This window comes from Streptomyces pathocidini (assembly GCF_001418495.1).
GTDB lineage: Bacteria > Actinomycetota > Actinomycetes > Streptomycetales > Streptomycetaceae > Streptomyces > Streptomyces pathocidini.
The window spans coordinates 1-16,658 of record NZ_LIQY01000220.1; the positions used below are offsets into that span (position 1 = coordinate 1).

The following is a 16,658-nucleotide window of genomic DNA, read 5'->3' on the forward strand; positions in this document are numbered from 1 at the left end:
TCGTCGAGAACCTCGCCGACCGGTCCGGCAGCGTCCCCGGCGGCGTCCCCGGCACCAACGCCTCCGCCGTCTCACGGGACGACGGCACCGTTTCCGGCGTCGCCTCCGCCGTCGGCCCGAGCGTCGTCGAGATCACCGCGACCTCGCAGACCGGCCAGTCCACCGGCTCCGGAGTGATCACGACCTCCGACGGCGAGATCCTCACCAACAACCACGTCATCTCCGGGGCCTCCCAGATAAAGGTCACCTTCAGCGACGGGAAGACCGCCACCGCCCAGGTCGTCGGGACGAACCCCGACCTCGACATTGCCCTGCTGAAGGCGGACGGCGTGCGCGGCCTGAAGGCCGCCACCCTGGGCGACTCCGACAGCGTCAGGGTCGGCGACGAGGTCGTCGCCATCGGCTCCCCGGAAGGCCTCTCCGGCACGGTCACCAGCGGCATCATCTCCGCGCTCCACCGCGACGTGACGGTCAAGAAGGACGACGGCCGGCAGCAGGCCCCCGGCCAGGGCGGCCAGCGCTGGCCGTTCGAGTTCGGCGGCGGCCAGTACAACGGCGAGGTCGGCGGCTCCACCACCACCTACAAGGCGCTGCAGACCGATGCCTCGCTCAACCCGGGCAACTCGGGCGGCGCGCTGGTCAACATGAGGGGGGAGATCATCGGCATCAACTCGGCGATGTACGCGCCCAGTTCGGCGGCAGCGCAGTCGGGCGGGGCGGGCAGCGTCGGCCTCGGCTTCGCGATCCCGATCAACGAGGTGAAGAAGATCCTCGACGACCTCCGCGAGGGCAGCGGCAGCTGACCCCGCCGTGGCCCACCCGGTGCGGGACGCCCCCGCACAGGCCCCGCACAGCACCGCACAGGACTTCGTACGCGTTCGTGCGAGGCTGAAGACCGCGCCCGCGACGGACGGGCGCGGAGGCAAGAGACCGTGAGGCAGTCACCGATGAGCCCCGCCGCCGATGGCGACCACCGCATCCTGATCGTGGACGACGAGCCCGCCGTGCGCGAGGCGCTGCAACGCAGCCTCGCCTTCGAGGGGTACGGAACCGAGCTCGCCGTCGACGGCGTGGACGCGCTCGGCAAGGTCACCGCGTACGAGCCCGACCTGATCGTGCTGGACGTGCTCATGCCGCGGATGGACGGGCTGACCGCCGCCCGCAGGCTGCGGTCCACCGGTGTGACCGTGCCGATCCTGATGCTGACCGCCCGCGACACCGTCGGTGACCGTGTGACCGGGCTGGACGCGGGCGCGGACGACTACCTGGTCAAGCCGTTCGAGCTGGACGAACTGCTGGCCCGCATCCGCGCCCTGCTGCGCCGCAGCTCGTACGCGGCCGCCGCCGGCGTACCCGAACCCGAGGAGCGGGCGCTCACCTTCGGCGACCTGCGGATGGACCTCGCCACGCGCGAGGTCACCCGCGGCGGCCGGGCGGTCGAGCTGACCCGCACCGAGTTCATGCTGCTGGAGATGTTCCTCTCGCACCCGCGCCAGGTGCTGACCCGCGAGCAGATCCTCAAGGCCGTGTGGGGCTTCGACTTCGAGCCGAGCTCCAACTCGCTGGACGTGTACGTGATGTACCTGCGGCGCAAGACCGAGGCGGGCGGCGAGCCGCGGCTGGTGCACACGGTGCGCGGCGTGGGGTATGTGCTGCGCGGCGGGGACGGCGGAGCCGAATGATCCGCCGCTTCAACCGCCTGCCGCTGCGCTCGCGGCTGGCACTGCTCACGGCCCTGGCGGTCGCCGTCGCGGTGGCGGCCTCGGCGTTCGCCTGCTGGTTCCTGGTCCGCGGCCAGCTCCGCGGTCAGCTGGACGAGGCTCTGACCAAGACCGAGGTCGGGGCCCGTTACGCCACCCTCGCGCTCAACAACTGCCGCGAGAGCGACGCCAGCACCACCCAGCAGGTGCTGCCGGGTGCCCCGAGCGGGCAGGTCGTGCTCTCCGACGGCCGGCGCTGCGTGGGCCCCAACTCGCAGCCGGTCGAGGTGCAGGGGGCCGACACCGAGGTCGCGGCCGGGGTCCGGGAGCAGGCGCTGCACGACGGCACGGCCAAGAACGGACAGTCCGTACGGGTGCTGACCAGGCCGGCGGGCCCGGGCATCGCCGTGTCGGTCTCCCGGCCGCTCAGCGACGTCCAGGCGCAGCTGAACACCCTCGCGCTGCTGCTCGCCGCCGTCGCCGGAATCGGCGTCGTCGGCGCGGCCACCGCCGGGCTGGGGATCGCGCGGGCCGGGCTGAAGCCGGTGGACCGGCTCACGGACGCGGTCGAGCACGTGGCGCGCACGGAGGACCTGGCGGTCCGGATCCCGGTCGAGGGGGACGACGAGATCGCCCGGCTGTCGCGGTCGTTCAACGCGATGACGGCCGCGCTGGCCTCCTCCCGGGACCGCCAGCAGCAGCTGATCGCGGACGCGGGCCACGAGCTGCGTACGCCGCTGACCTCGCTGCGCACCAATATCGAGCTGCTGGTGCGCAGCGAGGAGACCGGCCGGGCGCTGCCGCCGGAGGACCGGCGCGAGCTCATGGACTCGGTGAAGGCGCAGGTCGTCGAACTGGCCGCGCTCATCGGGGATTTGCAGGAGCTGTCCAGGCCGGACGCGGCCGCCGGGGCGGCGGCCGCGGAGATCGTCGGGCTGCACGGGATCGCCGAGCGCGCGGTGGAGCGGGCGCGGCTGCGCGGCTCGGGTCTCACGATCGCGGCGGAGCTGGACCCGTGGTACGTGCGGGCCGAGCCTGCGGGGCTGGAGCGGGCCGTGGTGAATCTGCTCGACAACGCGGTGAAGTTCAGCCCTGCGGGTGGTTTGATCGAAGTCGTGCTCAGAAGCGGTGAGTTGACGGTCCGGGATCACGGTCCAGGCATCCCCGACGACGAACTCCCGCACGTCTTCGAGCGCTTCTGGCGCTCTCCATCCGCCCGCAGCCTCCCCGGCTCCGGCCTGGGCCTTTCGATCGTCGCCCGCACGATCCACCGGTCCGGCGGCACGGTGACCCTCCGCACCGCGGACAAGGGCGGAACCGTGGCGACCGTACGCCTCCCGGGGGCAGCCGCGCCGCCTCCGGCGCAGTAGGCGGGACACTCGCCGCGGGCGGGCGCTGGCCCGATTGCGGCTGGTCGGGCACCGCCGGGCTCCGTCGCCGAGCCCTACCGCCGAGCTTCGCAGCGGGGGTCCGCGCCGCGCGGGGAAAGCCTTTGCTGACACGTCAGCAAGAACCTCTCCACCGCGACGGCGCGTAACCGGTACGGCCGGTCCGGCGGTGCCGAACCGGCCGTGACCCTGTCAGTGGCTGGGCCAGCGCCGGCGATCCGGCTACTTCCCCCCGAAGGGGAGGTCCATGCCGGAGAGGTCGGCGCGGATGCCCTCGCGTTCGACGGTGATGTTCTGGAGGCGGATGTAGCCGGGGGTGTCCGGCAGTTGGAAGGAGAGCGACAGGCGGTCGGCCAGTTCCGGCTGGGTCAGCTCGGTGAGGCCCGTGACCAGGGACGGGTCGATGCCGATCCTCTTCAGCAGCTCGGGGTGGTCGGCCACCACGTCCACCAGGTTCAGCTTCATCGCCTCCCGGGCGAACCGCGGTGCGCCCGTCACCTCGTGCAGCCGCTTCTCGCTGCGCAGCGTCTGCGCCAGCGCCGGCTTCGGCACGCCGACCCGCTCGGCCAGCGCCGGCACCGACAGCAGCGCCTTCGCCTTGGCGAGGTCCTCGCGGACCCGCTCCGCGGCCTGCGGAGTCAGCCGGAGCCCGGCGTCGGGGCCCTTGCCCGGGCGGTACGTCGCCATGTCCGCGATGTCGAGCCGCATCCCGGTGATGTCGGTCTCGATACCGCGCCCGCCGACCCGCTTGATGTGGGCCTCGGCCCGCACTCGCAGGTCGTGCCCGGCGATCGGCAACGTGCCCTCGGCCAGCACCGACTCGCGGCCCCGCGGGCTGAACCGCACCTGAGAGGAGCCCAGTTCGCGGTTGAGGTCGTCGAAGGACAGCAGCACGTTGCCCTGCACCCGGCCGATCGTGGCGCCGCGGATCGCGGTGGGCAGGCTGCCGTTGAGCCGGATGTTCTCGGCGCTCGCCGCGACCCTCGCGAGCGAGACACGGTCCGCGGCCACATCCGGAATCGCGACGTCCACCTTGTCGAGCCGCTTGTCCGCGAGCTGCGTCACGAACGGGAAGCCGTGGATCGTCACCTCCGGCTCGGCGGCCAGCTGGAGCGAGTCCTTCATCTTCTCCGCCGTCCGCTTCTCCGCGTACAGCACGGCCCAGCGGTCCGCGACCGTCAGGAACGCGGCGCCGACCGCGACGGCGACGACGGCCTTCATGGCCATCGGCAGGGCGGCGAACCGGCGCCGCGCCCGCCCGCCGTGGCGGTGGTCCGGGGGCTCCCAGCCGGCGCCGGGCTCGTCCTCGGGGTCCTCCCGCAACCCCAGACCCAGGGGGTCACGGGCGCGGGGGCCGTCCTCCGGGTCGGCCAGGGCGGCGAGTTCCTCGTACGGGTTGTGCGGCGCGGTGGGCGTCCCGTACGGGCCGGGAGTTCCGTATGCCTCGGGGGTTCCGTACGGGCCGGGGGCTTCGTACGCCTGGGGTGTTCCGTACGGCGGTGTGGACTGCGGTGGCGCCTCGGGGGGCGTGTCGTGGGGGGACGAATTCTGTTGTGTGGGCATGCGTATGGGGGATCGCATCGGGACATGCCATCACGTGCGGCACCCATGGACGCAACTCTTACCGGCGGTAGGCGGCCACTGCGTCGGAAGTCACACCCACGCACCGCTCCGTCACAGCCCGCGCACACCGCGCCCCCGGGCCCGGGCGACCCTAGACTCGGCGGCATGCGCGGACATCGCACGGTCCCGCACACCGCGGACATCCGCCTGGAGGCGTGGGCGCCGACCCGCGACGAGTGCATCGCGGAGGCGGTGCTCGGGCTGGTCGCGTCCTTCGCGGACGTCACCGGGGTCCACCCCGAGCGGTTCGTGACGGTCTCGGTGCCCGAGGGCCCGGCCGAGGACATGCTGCTGGCCGTCCTGGACGAGGTGATCTACCGCCTCGAGGTCCACGGCGAGGTCCCGGTGGACGTCGAGGCCGACGGGGCGGACGCCATCGGGGACGACATCGGGGACGAGGACGCGGACCTCGGCGACCGGCTCGACCTGCGCTTCGCCGTCGCCGCCGCGGAGGCCGTCGAGCCGGTCGGCGCCCCGCCCAAGGCCGTCTCGCTGCACGGGCTCACCTTCGCCACCGACCATGTGCGGTGGGCGTGTTCGGTGACGGTCGACGTCTGAAGGGGCCTCACGGCCTCACCCCTTCACCACCCCCAGCGGCACCAGCCGCGCCACCCTCCGGCACAGCCCCGCCGCCTCGCTGGTCTCCACCACCGCGGCCACGTCCTTGTACGCCTCGGGCGTCTCCTCCGCGAGCCCCCGCCAGGACGAGGCGCGCACCGCGACGCCCTGCCGCTCCAGCCGGGCCCGCAGCTCCTTGCCCGGCACGGTCCTCACCGCCGCGTGCCGGCTCAGCACCCGCCCGGCGCCGTGGCAGGTGGAGAAGAACGCCTGCCCGCCGGCCACCCCCGCCAGCACATAGGAGGCCGTGCCCATCGTCCCGGGGATCAGCACCGGCTGCCCGTGCGGGCGCAGATCGGGCGGCAGGTCGGGGTGGCCGGGCGGAAGCGCGCGCGTGGCGCCCTTGCGGTGCACGCAGAGCCGCCGCCTGCGGCCCGCGACCTCGTGGGACTCGACCTTGGCGAGGTTGTGGGAGATGTCGTACACGAGGTCCAGCCGCGCTCCGGTGACCCCGGCGAAGACCCGGCGCGCCGCGTCGCCGAGCAACTGCCGGTTCGCGCGCCCGTAGTTGGCGGCCGCGGCCATCGCGCCGAGGTATGCGCGGCCCTGCGCCGAGTCGACGGGCGCGCAGGCCAGCTGCCGGTCGGGCACCTCGATCCCGTACCGCGCCATGTCCGCCTCCATGGCCCGTACGTGGTCGGTGCAGATCTGGTGGCCCAGGCCCCGCGAACCGCAGTGGATCATCACGCAGACCTGGCCGGTCCGCAGCCCGTACGCCGCGGCGGCCGGTGCGTCGTAGACCTCGGCCACCCGCTGCACCTCCAGGAAGTGGTTCCCGGAGCCCAGGCTGCCGACCTGCCCCGCCCCGCGCTCCTTGGCCCGCGCGCTGACCTGGCCCGGGTCGGCGTCGGAGACGGCGCCGCCGTCCTCGCACCGGTCCAGGTCGCGCTCCTCCCCGTGCCCCTGCGACACCGCGTACGGCGACCCGCCCGCCAGCAGCTTCTCCAGCTGGCCGGGGCCGGTCAGCCGCCAGACCGCGCCGCCGCGCATCCCGCGAGGGGTCGCGCGGTCGAGCCCGTCCATCAGCCGCTCCCGTACGGGTGGGAGGTCCTCCGCGGCCAACTCCGTGACCAGCAGCCGCACTCCGCACGAGATGTCGAACCCGACGCCCCCGGGCGAGACCACCCCGCCCGCGGCGACGTCGGTCGCGGCGACCCCGCCGATCGGGAACCCGTACCCCCAGTGCACGTCCGGCATCGCGTAGGAGGCCGTGACGATGCCGGGCAGCGTCGCGACGTTCACGACCTGCTGCAGCGCCTCGGCGCCCCCGGTCGGAAGGAGGTCCTCCGAGGCGAACACGACCCCCGGCACGCGCATGGGCGCACGCCGCTCGATCCGGAACCGGTGGGGGGTCTCAGGGGTGAGGACGATGTCCATGACGGGGGACGAGTGCCCGCCCTACGGGCCGCCAACCACGGTGATCCGGTCCGCCTCCGGCGCCGCCAGCGGCCTGTCCGCCGCCGAGTGGGCCGCGAAGTAGGCGGTCAGCGCGTCGAGGTCGGACTCCCCGACGAGCTTGTTCCCGCCCTCCTTGAAGACGCCGAAACCGTCCCCGCCGCCCGCCAGGAACTCGTTCATCGCGACCCGGTAGGTCCTGGCGGGATCGATCGGCTCGCCGTCGAGCTTCACGGAGTCCGCCACGACCCGCTCGGCCCCCGACTTGGCCAGGTCGAGTGTGTACGTGAACCCCTCCGACACCTGGAGGATCTTCGGCGAGGCCTCGTTCGCCCCGCTGACCTGCTGCCGGAGCGCGGTGATCAGCTGCGCGCCGGTGAGGTCGAGCGCGGTCGTCATGTTCGTGAACGGCTGCACCGTGAACGCCTCGCCGTACGTGACGACCCCGTCGCCCTCGCTCCCCGACGCCCGGTGGACGAGGTCGGAGCGGATCCCTCCGGGGTTCATCAGCGCGAGCTGCGCACCGCCCCAGCCCTCGGGCGCCATCGCCGCCAGCTGCGCGTCCGCGATCAGGTCCCCGAGCGGCGACTCGGGCGCCGCCGCGCCCCGGCCAGGGATGTCGGCGGCGATGTACCCCACCGGCCGGTTGGCGATCGGTGCGGCCAGGGCGTTCCAGCGCTCGATGAGCGAGGTCATGTCGGCGGCCCTGGGCTGGTCGCGGCGTACGACGTGGTTGGCCGAGGCGACCTTCGTCCGCACGATGTCGCGGGTGCGCCGGTCGTAGGTGAGCGTGGTGTCGGTGTAGAGCTTCCCGTAGGAGGAGGCGGAGGTGACCATCCGCGGGCGGCCGGACGGATCCGGGACCGTGCACACGTACGCCTGGTGGGTGTGGCCGGTCACCAGCGCGTCGACCTTCGGCGTGATGCCCTTGGCGATGGCGGTGACGGGACCGGAGATGCCGTCGCCGGGGCCGGGGCTGTCGCAGTCGTAGTTGTACGCGGTGGAGGCCGGGGCGCCGCCCTCGTGGACCAGCGCCACGATCGACTTCACGCCCTTGCGGTCGAGTTCCGTCGCGTACCGGTCGACCGTCTCGATCTCGTCGTGGAACTTCAGGCCCTTGACGCCCTTGGCGGTGACGATGTCCGGGGTGCCCTCCAGGGTCACGCCGATGAAGCCGATCCTGACCCCCTTGTGCTCCCAGATCGCGTACGGCTCGAGGATCGGCCTGCCGGTCTTCTCGTCGGTGACGTTGGCGGCGAGGTAGGGGAAGTCGGCGCCCTCGAAGACCCGGCCGTCCTCGAAGCAGCCGTCCTCGGGGTGGCAGCCGCCGTTCCGCATGCGGGCCAGCTCGGCGCGGCCCTCGTCGAACTCGTGGTTGCCGACGCCCGCGACGTCCAGGCCGAGGCCGTTCAGGGCCTCGATGGTCGGCTCGTCGTGGAAGAGGCCGGAGAGCAGCGGGCTCGCGCCGATCATGTCGCCCGCGGCGGCGGTGACGGTGTACGGGTGGTCCTTGCGGGCGGCGCGCAGGGAGCTTGCGAGGTACTCGACACCGCCCGCGTCGATCTTCTCGGTGGTGCCGTCGGGGTGCCGCTCGACGACCTGGCCGGAGGAGCCGGCGGGGGGTTCGAGGTTGCCGTGGAAGTCGTTGAAGGAGAGCAACTGGACGTTGGTGGTTCGGTGTTGGTGGCTGTGGCTGTGGCTGTGGCTGTGGCTGTGGCTGTGGCTGCCGGTGCCGGTGTCGCTGCTGCTGTCGGTGTCGGTGGCGGTGGCGGCGGTCCCGGTCCCGGCGCGTGCCCGTGGGCCGGAGCCCGCTTCGGCTCCGGCCGGTGCGGCCGCGGACAGGGCCGCGGTGGACAGCACCACCGCAGCGGCGGCGAGCGCGGCAGTCCTGGCGGTACCGGCGGTCCCGGCTGTCAAGCGGCGGGCGGTGCGGCGCCGTTGGGAGGTCGCTGGCATGAGTTCCCCTTCGTGACAGCTGCGTTGACGGCGAGGGGCAGCCTACGGTCAACGCGCGTAGCGCGGCGGGGTTGTTGGGAGGTTGGCGTGTTGAGAGCGGGTTGCGCGGGGAAGGCGGGGCGCGCCGGGGCGCCCCGTCCGCCTGTCGCCGGACGTCGGGGGTTTGCCCCGGCCCCGGGGCCGTAGGCTCGGGGCATGAGCAACGTGGTGAACGGGACGGGCGCCGCGCGGCGGCTCGAAGTGCTCGACGAGGTGGCGCCCGAGGCCGTGGAGACCGTGCTGGACCTGCTGGCCGAGGCGGCCCGGGTGGACGGCCAGCAGGCCGTCTCCGAGCAGGGCCGGCTCGCGCTGCGCGGCGGGCGGCGCGAGGGCGTACGGCATCTGCTGCTGCACGAGCCGGCCGACGACGGCGGGCCGGGCGCGGCCTGGGGCGGCGCGGAGGACTGGGCGCTGGCCGGGTACGCGCAGCTGGAGGAGACCGACCCGGTCGAGGCGCCGGCCGCCGAGCTGGTCGTGCACCCCGAGCGCCGCGGCCGCGGCCACGGCCGCGCACTCGGCCTCGCCCTGCTCGACGCCTCCGGCAAGCGGCTGCGGCTGTGGGCGCACGGGGGGCACTCCGCGGCGCGCCACCTCGCGCAGGTGCTGGGGCTCTCGCTCTTCCGCGAGCTGCGGCAGATGCGGCGGCCGCTGGCCGATCTACCCCTGGGGGAGCCGGTCCTGCCGGACGGAGTGGCCGTACGGGCCTTCCGCCCGGGCGAGGACGACGCGGGCTGGCTCGCCGCCAACGCGGCCGCCTTCGCCCACCACCCCGAGCAGGGCTCCCTCACCCAGCGGGACCTCGATGACCGCAAGGCCGAGCCGTGGTTCGACCCGGCGGGGTTCTTCCTGGCGGTCCGTGAGGATCCGGACGGCGGTGCCGACCGGATCGTCGGCTTCCACTGGACGAAGGTGCACGGGGAGGAGCAGCTGGGCGAGGTCTACGTGCTCGGCGTCGTCCCCGGCGAACAGGGGACGGGCCTCGGCAAGGCCCTCACCGCCGTCGGCCTCCGCCACCTCGCCGCCTCGGGGCTCCCCACGGCGATGCTCTACGTCGACGCCGACAACACCCCCGCGGTGGCGGTCTACGACCGCCTTGGCTTCACCACCCACGAAACGGACCTGATGTACCGAACAGAAACCTGACCACCATCCGGTGGGGGCGACGGACCGTGGTTCGGCCCCGCGTTGTGGGCATGCGTTCCGCTAGGGGCGGAACGGGTGGGCACAACGGGGCCACCGGCGTGCAGCCGCGTATGAGACCTCAGCCCCCCGTCCAGGGTCGGCACCCGGAGCGGCCACGCTCCGGAACGGGGTACGGCCTGCGGCCGGGGGACCCCCATCGCCCCTGCGGAACAGCCGCCCCAGCCTTGTGGCCGGTAGCGGCCCGGGCGGCCACGTTCCGGTGGGTGGTGCGAGCCGTCGGCCGGGTGCGGGCCGGGTTGAGCCCACCCGTTCCGCCGGGCCGGAACGCCTGCCCACAACCCGGCGGGAGCCGGCGGCCCACAGCTCGGCGGAGCCGGTGGGCGGCCGCGCTCCGGATCGGGGGCGCGGCGCGTCGCCGCGTGACCGACGGTGGCCGGTGGATGCACGGGCAGCCACCGGCAGGGCACCTGGCCGCCATGTTCGCGTTACCACCGATTCAACCTGGCTTGCGAGCATCGCTGAATGCAGCCCGCTGTGCCCGATGTCACCAAGAGATCGCTCAGAGCCGCGCCTCCTCCGCGTCCTGACGCGCCCTTCCGCGCCGCGGCGCGGAACAATGAGGACATGAACGAGTCCAGCGCCAACGCACCGGTCCAGCACGCGCAGCCCTCGGTCGGCTCGATCGCGGCGCACCGCCCGCACACCGTGGCGGCCACCGTTTCGGAGCTCGAGCCGGACCTCGACGCGGACCTGGACCCGTACGAGGAGGACGCCGCCGACGGCGCGGAGTTGCCCCAGAACCGCTTCCTGGACCGCGAGCGCAGCTGGCTCGCGTTCAACGAGCGCGTACTGGAGCTCGCCGAGGACCCGGCGACCCCCTTGCTGGAGCGCGCCAACTTCCTGGCGATCTTCGCGAGCAACCTGGACGAGTTCTTCATGGTCCGCGTCGCGGGCCTGAAGCGCCGCATCGCCACCGGCGTGGCCACCCGCTCCGCCTCCGGCCTCCAGCCCCGCGAGGTGCTGGACCTGATCTGGACCCGCTCGCGCGAGCTCATGGCCCGGCACGCGGCCTGCTTCCAGCAGGACGTGCTGCCCGCGCTCGCCGACGAGGGCATCCACCTCATCCGCTGGCCGGAGCTGACGGAGAAGGAGCAGGCCCGCCTGTTCACGCTCTTCCGCCAGCAGATCTTCCCGGTCCTCACCCCGCTCGCGGTCGACCCGGCGCACCCCTTCCCGTACATCTCGGGCCTGTCCCTGAACCTCGCGGTCGTCGTGCGCAACCCGGTGAGCGGGCACGAGCACTTCGCGCGCGTGAAGGTGCCGCCGCTGCTGTCCCGCTTCCTGGAGGCCGCGCCGCAGCGGTACGTGCCGGTGGAGGACGTGATCGCGGCGCACCTGGAGGAGCTGTTCCCGGGGATGGAGGTGCTCGCCCACCACATGTTCCGGGTCACCCGCAACGAGGACCTGGAGGTGGAGGAGGACGACGCCGAGAACCTCCTGAAGGCGCTGGAGAAGGAGCTCATGCGGCGCCGCTTCGGCCCGCCGGTGCGCCTGGAGGTCGAGGAGTCGATCGCCCCGGACGTGCTGGACCGCCTGGTCCGCGAGCTGAAGATCTCCGAGGCCGAGGTGCACCCGCTGCCCGGCCCGCTGGACCTGACCGGCCTGTTCGGGATCGCGAAGCTGGACCGGCCCGAGCTGAAGTACCCGAAGTTCGTGGCGGGCACCCACCGCGACCTCGCCGAGGTCGAGTCCTCGCAGGCCCCCGACATCTTCGCGGCGCTGCGCGAGCGGGACGTGCTGCTGCACCACCCGTACGACTCGTTCTCCACCTCCGTCCAGGCCTTCCTGGAGCAGGCGGCCGACGACCCCGACGTGCTGGCGATCAAGCAGACGCTCTACCGCACCTCCGGTGACTCGCCGATCGTGAACGCCCTGATAGACGCCGCGGAATCCGGCAAGCAGGTGCTGGTCCTGGTCGAGATCAAGGCGCGCTTCGACGAGCAGGCCAACATCAAGTGGGCGCGGAAGCTGGAGGAGGCCGGCTGCCACGTCGTCTACGGGCTCGTGGGCCTGAAGACGCACTGCAAGCTGTCGCTGGTGGTCCGCCAGGAGGGCGACACCCTGCGCCGCTACAGCCATGTCGGCACCGGCAACTACCACCCCAAGACGGCCCGGCTGTACGAGGACCTGGGGCTGCTGACCGCCGACCCGCAGGTGGGCGCAGACCTGTCCGACCTGTTCAACCGGCTGTCCGGCTACTCGCGCCGTGAGACCTACCGCCGCCTGCTGGTCGCGCCGCGCTCGCTGCGCGACGGGCTGGTGCAGCGGATCAACAAGGAGACGGCGCACCACCGCGCGGGCCGCGACGCGTACATCCGGATCAAGGTCAACTCGATGGTCGACGAGGCGATCGTCGACGCGCTCTACCGGGCCTCCCAGGCGGGCGTGCCGGTGGACGTGTGGGTGCGCGGAATCTGCGCCCTGCGGCCGGGCGTACCGGGCCTGTCCGAGAACATCCGGGTACGCAGCGTGCTCGGGCGGTTCCTGGAGCACTCCCGGGTCTTCGCCTTCGGCAACGGCGGTGAGCCCGAAGTCTGGCTCGGCAGCGCGGACATGATGCACCGGAACCTGGACCGCCGGATCGAGGCCCTGGTCCGGGTCGCCGACCCGGCCCACCGGGCCGCCCTCAACCGGCTCCTGGAGACCGGTACGTCCGACAGCACGGCCTCCTGGCACCTGGGCCCGGACGGCGACTGGACACGGCACGCGACGGACGCGGAGGGGCGCCCGCTGCGCAACGTGCAGGAAATGCTCATCGACGCCCGGAGGCGCCGGCGTGGCCCAGCGACACCTTGACCCCACGGGCACCCACGGAAACCCTGACGACCCCATGGGCGCTCACGGAATCCCTGACGATTCCATGGGCACTCACGGAAACTCCGACGGCCCCACGGTCACCTGTGGAAACCTCGACGACCCCGTGGGCACCCATGGAAACCTTGACGATTCCATGGGCACCCGTGGAAACCCCGACGACCCTATGGACGCCCTTGGAAACCCTGACGGAGCGGTGCCATTGCCGCCGTCCTCCCGGACGGAGGGCGACGCCGGGGCGTCCCAGAAGAGCGCGTCCGGTCCTGGCACGGGTGCGCCGAGCGCGAGTGCGCCGGGTGTTGACCGTCCTGGCACGGATCGGCCCCCGGCCGGTCGGGCGGAGCCGGGCGGAGTGCTGGTCGACGGGCCGCCCGCCGCGGTTCCCGCCCGGGGGGAGGCTCCGCCGGAGGGCGGTGCCGCGCTCAGCGCGCGGGACCTGCTGGCCGGGTACCTGCACGCCCAGGCCGCCGAGTTCCTGCGCAGCCTGCGGCTCCACCGCGAGAGCGGGGCGGACGCGGAGGAGGCCGTCGAGGCGGTCCGCCAACTGCGCGGTTCCGCGCGGCGGATCAGCGGCGCGCTGTACACCTTCCGCCCCCTGACGGACACCGCGTGGGCCGACCCGCTCCGCGCCGAACTCGCCTGGCTCTCCGGCACCCTGGCCCGCGAACACGCCTACGCGGCCCGGCTGGCCCGCCTCCGTGCCGCCCTGCACCGCCTCTCCGGCGCGGAGTCACCCCCGTACGGCACCCCGGTCGCGGGGACCGTACCGCCGACCCGTGTGAGAACCGGCTGGACCGACCCGACGGAGGTCCCCGACATCGCCTCGGCCGAGACCGTCCCGGGCGCCGGGGGCCCGGCGGGCGGCGGCGAGCCCGCGGAGGGTGAGCCGGGTGCCGGGCCGTCGCGTATGGCCGCGCAGCGCACGTCCGCCACGGCGAGGTCCCGCGCCCGCGCTTCCGCGCAGGGCCGGGCCGACGAGGCCGAGAGCCTGCCCCGCGGGAACACCACTGCCGACCGGAGCCCCGCCGCGAGGTGGCACGCGGCCGCCGGACGGGACGCCGCTGCCGGATGGCCCACGGGCGCTGGACGAGATGGGGGCGCGGGACGGGACGCGGCTGCTGGACGGGCCGCCGCCGACGGACGGAACACAGCTGCGGGACGGGACGTGGGCGCGGAACGGGACGCGGGCGTCGGAGACCGGGAGATCGGCGGCGCGCGTGCGGGCGGCCCGGGCGCGGCCTTTGCGGGCAATCCGTCCGCTTCCACTTCCGCTTCCGCCTACGCCCCCGCCGCTCAGCGTGGCGCCGAGCGCCCGCCCGCCGCGTTGACTGTGGGGGCCGCGCGGGCCGGGGCGTTGCTGGAGCGGCAGTTGACGCTCGCGCGGACGCGGGCGCACTCCGCCGCGCTGCAGGCGCTCGGCTCCTCGCGGTTCCACGCGGTCGCCGACGCCGTCGCCGTACTGGCTTCGGAGGCGCCGCTCGACACGGCAGCCGCACAGGGCCCGGCCGACGAGGTGCTCGTACCGCTCGTCGACGAGGTGCACCGGCGCATGGTGGAGGCGGTCGACGCACTGCCGCTCTACCGGGCCGGGCACCCGTACAACGCCGAGGCCCTCGCCCACGGCCTCGCCGCCACGGCCACGGCGGACGCCCCGCCCGCGACCGAGCAGCAGGACGCGCCCTGGCACCAGGTACGGATGCTGGTGCGGCTGCGGCGGTACGCGCAGGAGGTGCTGGACTCGGCGTCCCCGACGCGGAGTTCGACACCGGTCGCGGCGTCGGCACCAGCATCGGCATCGGCACCAGCGGCGGTACCGGCAGCGGCACAGGCACCTGCACTTGCATCGCTCCCGGCCTTGACCTTGACCTCGGGGGAGCCGTCCGCCGCGGGGGAAGGTTTCGCCGCCCGCCTGCTGAGCGCCGCCCAGGCTCTGGACCGGCACCGGGACGCGGCCGAGGCCGCCGCCGCTGCGGCTACCGCTGCCCGTACGCCCCGCATCGCCCCCGCGACGGCGTACGCCCTCGGCGTCCTCCACGCCGACCAGCGCCACGACGTCGAGGCCGCCCGCTTCGCCTTCGGATGGCTCTGGCAGCGGTTGTCGGTGAGCAACTGATGGCCGGCGACCGCGCGCACCGCCGCGGCGAGGCAGACCACCGCGGAGACGGCGCGGACCGGGGCACCTGGCCTGACCGGCGTGGCGATCGCGCGGATCGGCGTGGCGTCCGTGGCGACGAACGGGCGCCGAGCGCACCGCGCGGGGCGCCGAGCGCACCCGGCACCCCGGCCGCGAGGCCGCCCGTACGTGCCGCCGGCTGTGTCCTGTGGCGCCGCGCCCCGCACGACGCTCCGCACGCCGAGCGCATCGAGATCGCGCTCGTGCACCGGCCGAAGTACGACGACTGGTCGCATCCGAAGGGCAAGTTGAAGCGCGGCGAGGATGTGCTCCGTGGCGCGCTGCGCGAGGTGCACGAGGAGACGGGGTACGACTGCGTGCCGGGCGCCCGGCTCCCCACCGTCCGCTATCTGGCGAACGGCCGCCCCAAGGAGGTCGCGTACTGGGCCGCCGAAGCCGCCGACGGGCACTTCGTCCCGAACGCCGAGGTGGACCGCCTCCTGTGGCTGCCCCCGTCCGGCGCCCGCCTCCGCCTGACCCGCGCCCGCGACCGCGCACTCGTCGACGATCTCCTGGCCGCCCTCCACATGGCCTGACGGGCCCCGACCGGCCGGCGTGGGCGGGTACTGACGACAGCGACGTGCGGGTGGCTCCCGACGACAGCGACGTGCGGGTGATTACTGACGACAGCGAACTCATCGTCTCGTCGGCTGACCACCCCGCCTCCGCAAGGACTTGTCGGCCAGCTCCGGAGCCAGATAGTAGAAGTCGTCCCGGTTGAGATCGGTCCCCGGCGGGACGATCTCGTCGATCCGGTCGAGGACGTCCTCGCTCAGCACGAGATCCGCGCTGCTCAGCAGGTCGTCGAGGTGGGCGGGCGTCCGCGGCCCGAGGATCACGGACGTGACGGCGGGATGGGCCCGCACGAAGGCCACGGCCATGTGCCGAAGCTCCATGCCCGCCTCGCCGGCCAACTCTGTCAGCGCGCGAACGGCCTCCAGCTTGCGGGCGTTGCCCGGCAGCGACGGGTCGAACTTGCGCTGTTCGAGCGCGGCCCGCCCGCCCCCCGGTGAAAGGTCGACGTCCGAGGCCTTCGCGTACTTCCCCGAGAGCCAGCCCGCGCTGAGCGGACCCCAGGTGAGGACGCCCATCCCGTAGCGCTGGGCGGTCGGCAGCACGGCCGCCTCGACGCCGCGGGCGAGGATCGAGTACGGCGGCTGCTCGGTGCGGAACCGCACATGGCCGCGCCGCTCGGCGGCCCACTGCGCCTCGACGATCTGCTCGGCGGGGAACGTCGAGTGCCCGATGGCCCGCACCTTGCCCGCCCGTACGAAGTCGGACAGCGCGGACAGCGTCTCGTCGATGTCGGTGGTGGGGTCGGGTCGGTGCACCTGGTAGAGGTCGACGTGGTCCGTACCCAGCCGCCGGAGGCTGTCCTCCAGGGCCTGGGTGAGCCAACGGCGGGAATTTCCCTGCCGGTTGGGGTCCTCGCCCATGGGGCTGTGCCCCTTGGTCGCCAGCACGACCTCGTCGCGCCGCCCCTTGATGGCCCGCCCGACGATCTCCTCGGACTCGCCCAGACTGTAGACGTCGGCGGTGTCGATGAAGTTGATCCCGCCGTCGAGGGCGCGCTGAATGACCCGCACCCCCTCGTCCTGATCGGGGTTCCCCCAGGCCCCGAACATCATCGCCCCGAGACAGCACTCACTGACCGAAATCCCGGTCGCCCCAAGAACCTTCCGCTCCATAAGAGCCCCGCCTCTCCGCACGTTCCCGACAACACGACTCAAGCCCGGGCCGCACCCGAGC

11 protein-coding genes and 2 pseudogenes are annotated in these 16,658 nt (G+C 73.6%); 9 read left to right on the top strand and 4 right to left on the bottom strand.

The features are described from left to right. The 3 genes from AOK16_RS12285 to AOK16_RS12295 form a co-directional block, all read left to right on the top strand. Nucleotides 1-803: S1C family serine protease (locus AOK16_RS12285; RefSeq protein WP_157859189.1), on the top strand; the 803-nt coding region annotated here is incomplete at its 5' end. A 144-nt stretch (nucleotides 804-947) separates the two neighbouring features. Next, the gene (locus AOK16_RS12290) at nucleotides 948-1,682 is read left to right on the top strand and encodes a response regulator transcription factor (protein ID WP_055472299.1); all 735 of its coding nucleotides are present in this window, start codon (nucleotides 948-950) and stop codon (nucleotides 1,680-1,682) included. Next, a complete protein-coding gene (locus tag AOK16_RS12295; protein ID WP_055472300.1) occupies nucleotides 1,679-3,070 on the top strand; it encodes a sensor histidine kinase in 1,392 nt (463 codons plus the stop codon). The genes AOK16_RS12290 and AOK16_RS12295 overlap by 4 nt, the downstream gene beginning before the upstream one ends. Before the next feature lie 240 nt (nucleotides 3,071-3,310). Here the strand turns inward: AOK16_RS12295 and AOK16_RS12300 are convergent, their stop codons facing one another. After that, nucleotides 3,311-4,651 (bottom strand): LmeA family phospholipid-binding protein, encoded by a 1,341-nt coding sequence (locus tag AOK16_RS12300; RefSeq protein ID WP_055472301.1) that lies wholly within the window; start codon nucleotides 4,649-4,651, stop codon nucleotides 3,311-3,313. A gap of 165 nt (nucleotides 4,652-4,816) precedes the next feature. Between AOK16_RS12300 and AOK16_RS12305 the strand changes: the two genes are divergently transcribed. Then, the gene (locus AOK16_RS12305) at nucleotides 4,817-5,269 is read left to right on the top strand and encodes an archease (RefSeq protein ID WP_055472302.1); all 453 of its coding nucleotides are present in this window, start codon (nucleotides 4,817-4,819) and stop codon (nucleotides 5,267-5,269) included. A gap of 15 nt (nucleotides 5,270-5,284) precedes the next feature. Here AOK16_RS12305 and AOK16_RS12310 read toward each other — a convergent pair whose 3' ends face one another. Together AOK16_RS12310 and AOK16_RS12315 are read right to left on the bottom strand one after the other, a co-directional pair. Then, nucleotides 5,285-6,706: an RtcB family protein gene (locus tag AOK16_RS12310; protein WP_079101299.1), complete on the bottom strand. Its 1,422-nt coding sequence runs from the start codon at nucleotides 6,704-6,706 to the stop codon at nucleotides 5,285-5,287. Between the two features lie 21 nt (nucleotides 6,707-6,727). Next, nucleotides 6,728-8,680 (bottom strand): bifunctional metallophosphatase/5'-nucleotidase, encoded by a 1,953-nt coding sequence (locus AOK16_RS12315; protein WP_079101300.1) that lies wholly within the window; start codon nucleotides 8,678-8,680, stop codon nucleotides 6,728-6,730. Between the two features lie 195 nt (nucleotides 8,681-8,875). Here AOK16_RS12315 and mshD point away from each other — a divergent pair, with 195 nt between their 5' ends. The 5 genes and pseudogenes from mshD to AOK16_RS12335 all read left to right on the top strand — a co-directional run bounded on the left by mshD (nucleotide 8,876) and on the right by AOK16_RS12335 (nucleotide 15,445). After that, nucleotides 8,876-9,862, top strand: coding sequence for a mycothiol synthase (gene mshD, locus AOK16_RS12320; RefSeq protein ID WP_055472303.1), 987 nt, complete (start codon nucleotides 8,876-8,878; stop codon nucleotides 9,860-9,862). Nucleotides 9,863-10,486: 624 nt separating this feature from the next. Continuing rightward, the gene (locus tag AOK16_RS12325; RefSeq protein ID WP_055472304.1) at nucleotides 10,487-12,718 is read left to right on the top strand and encodes an RNA degradosome polyphosphate kinase; all 2,232 of its coding nucleotides are present in this window, start codon (nucleotides 10,487-10,489) and stop codon (nucleotides 12,716-12,718) included. 184 nt (nucleotides 12,719-12,902) lie between these two features. Continuing rightward, a pseudogene (locus tag AOK16_RS29385) lies at nucleotides 12,903-13,541 on the top strand (CHAD domain-containing protein); the annotation flags it as partial. Nucleotides 13,542-14,003: 462 nt separating this feature from the next. Then, a pseudogene (locus AOK16_RS29390) lies at nucleotides 14,004-14,849 on the top strand (CHAD domain-containing protein); the annotation flags it as partial. Nucleotides 14,850-15,055: 206 nt separating this feature from the next. Next, nucleotides 15,056-15,445: an NUDIX hydrolase gene (locus AOK16_RS12335; RefSeq protein ID WP_055472309.1), complete on the top strand. Its 390-nt coding sequence runs from the start codon at nucleotides 15,056-15,058 to the stop codon at nucleotides 15,443-15,445. Nucleotides 15,446-15,544: 99 nt separating this feature from the next. Here AOK16_RS12335 and AOK16_RS12340 read toward each other — a convergent pair whose 3' ends face one another. After that, nucleotides 15,545-16,597 carry an aldo/keto reductase gene (locus AOK16_RS12340; RefSeq protein ID WP_055472306.1) on the bottom strand — a complete coding sequence of 351 codons (1,053 nt, stop codon included), beginning with the start codon at nucleotides 16,595-16,597 and terminating at the stop codon, nucleotides 15,545-15,547. Between the last annotated feature and the right edge of the window lie 61 nt (nucleotides 16,598-16,658).

What these genes read in the sequence shown, in the direction of transcription:
- mshD (WP_055472303.1), top strand. Translation starts at nt 8,876, where the DNA reads ATGAGCAACGTGGTGAACGGGACGGGCGCCGCGCGGCGGCTCGAAGTG.
- AOK16_RS12325 (WP_055472304.1), top strand. Translation starts at nt 10,487, where the DNA reads ATGAACGAGTCCAGCGCCAACGCACCGGTCCAGCACGCGCAGCCCTCG.
- AOK16_RS12310 (WP_079101299.1), bottom strand. Translation starts at nt 6,706, where the DNA reads ATGGACATCGTCCTCACCCCTGAGACCCCCCACCGGTTCCGGATCGAG.
- AOK16_RS12295 (WP_055472300.1), top strand. Translation starts at nt 1,679, where the DNA reads ATGATCCGCCGCTTCAACCGCCTGCCGCTGCGCTCGCGGCTGGCACTG.
- AOK16_RS12315 (WP_079101300.1), bottom strand. Translation starts at nt 8,680, where the DNA reads ATGCCAGCGACCTCCCAACGGCGCCGCACCGCCCGCCGCTTGACAGCC.
- AOK16_RS12305 (WP_055472302.1), top strand. Translation starts at nt 4,817, where the DNA reads ATGCGCGGACATCGCACGGTCCCGCACACCGCGGACATCCGCCTGGAG.
- AOK16_RS12340 (WP_055472306.1), bottom strand. Translation starts at nt 16,597, where the DNA reads ATGGAGCGGAAGGTTCTTGGGGCGACCGGGATTTCGGTCAGTGAGTGC.
- AOK16_RS12300 (WP_055472301.1), bottom strand. Translation starts at nt 4,651, where the DNA reads ATGCCCACACAACAGAATTCGTCCCCCCACGACACGCCCCCCGAGGCG.
- AOK16_RS12290 (WP_055472299.1), top strand. Translation starts at nt 948, where the DNA reads ATGAGCCCCGCCGCCGATGGCGACCACCGCATCCTGATCGTGGACGAC.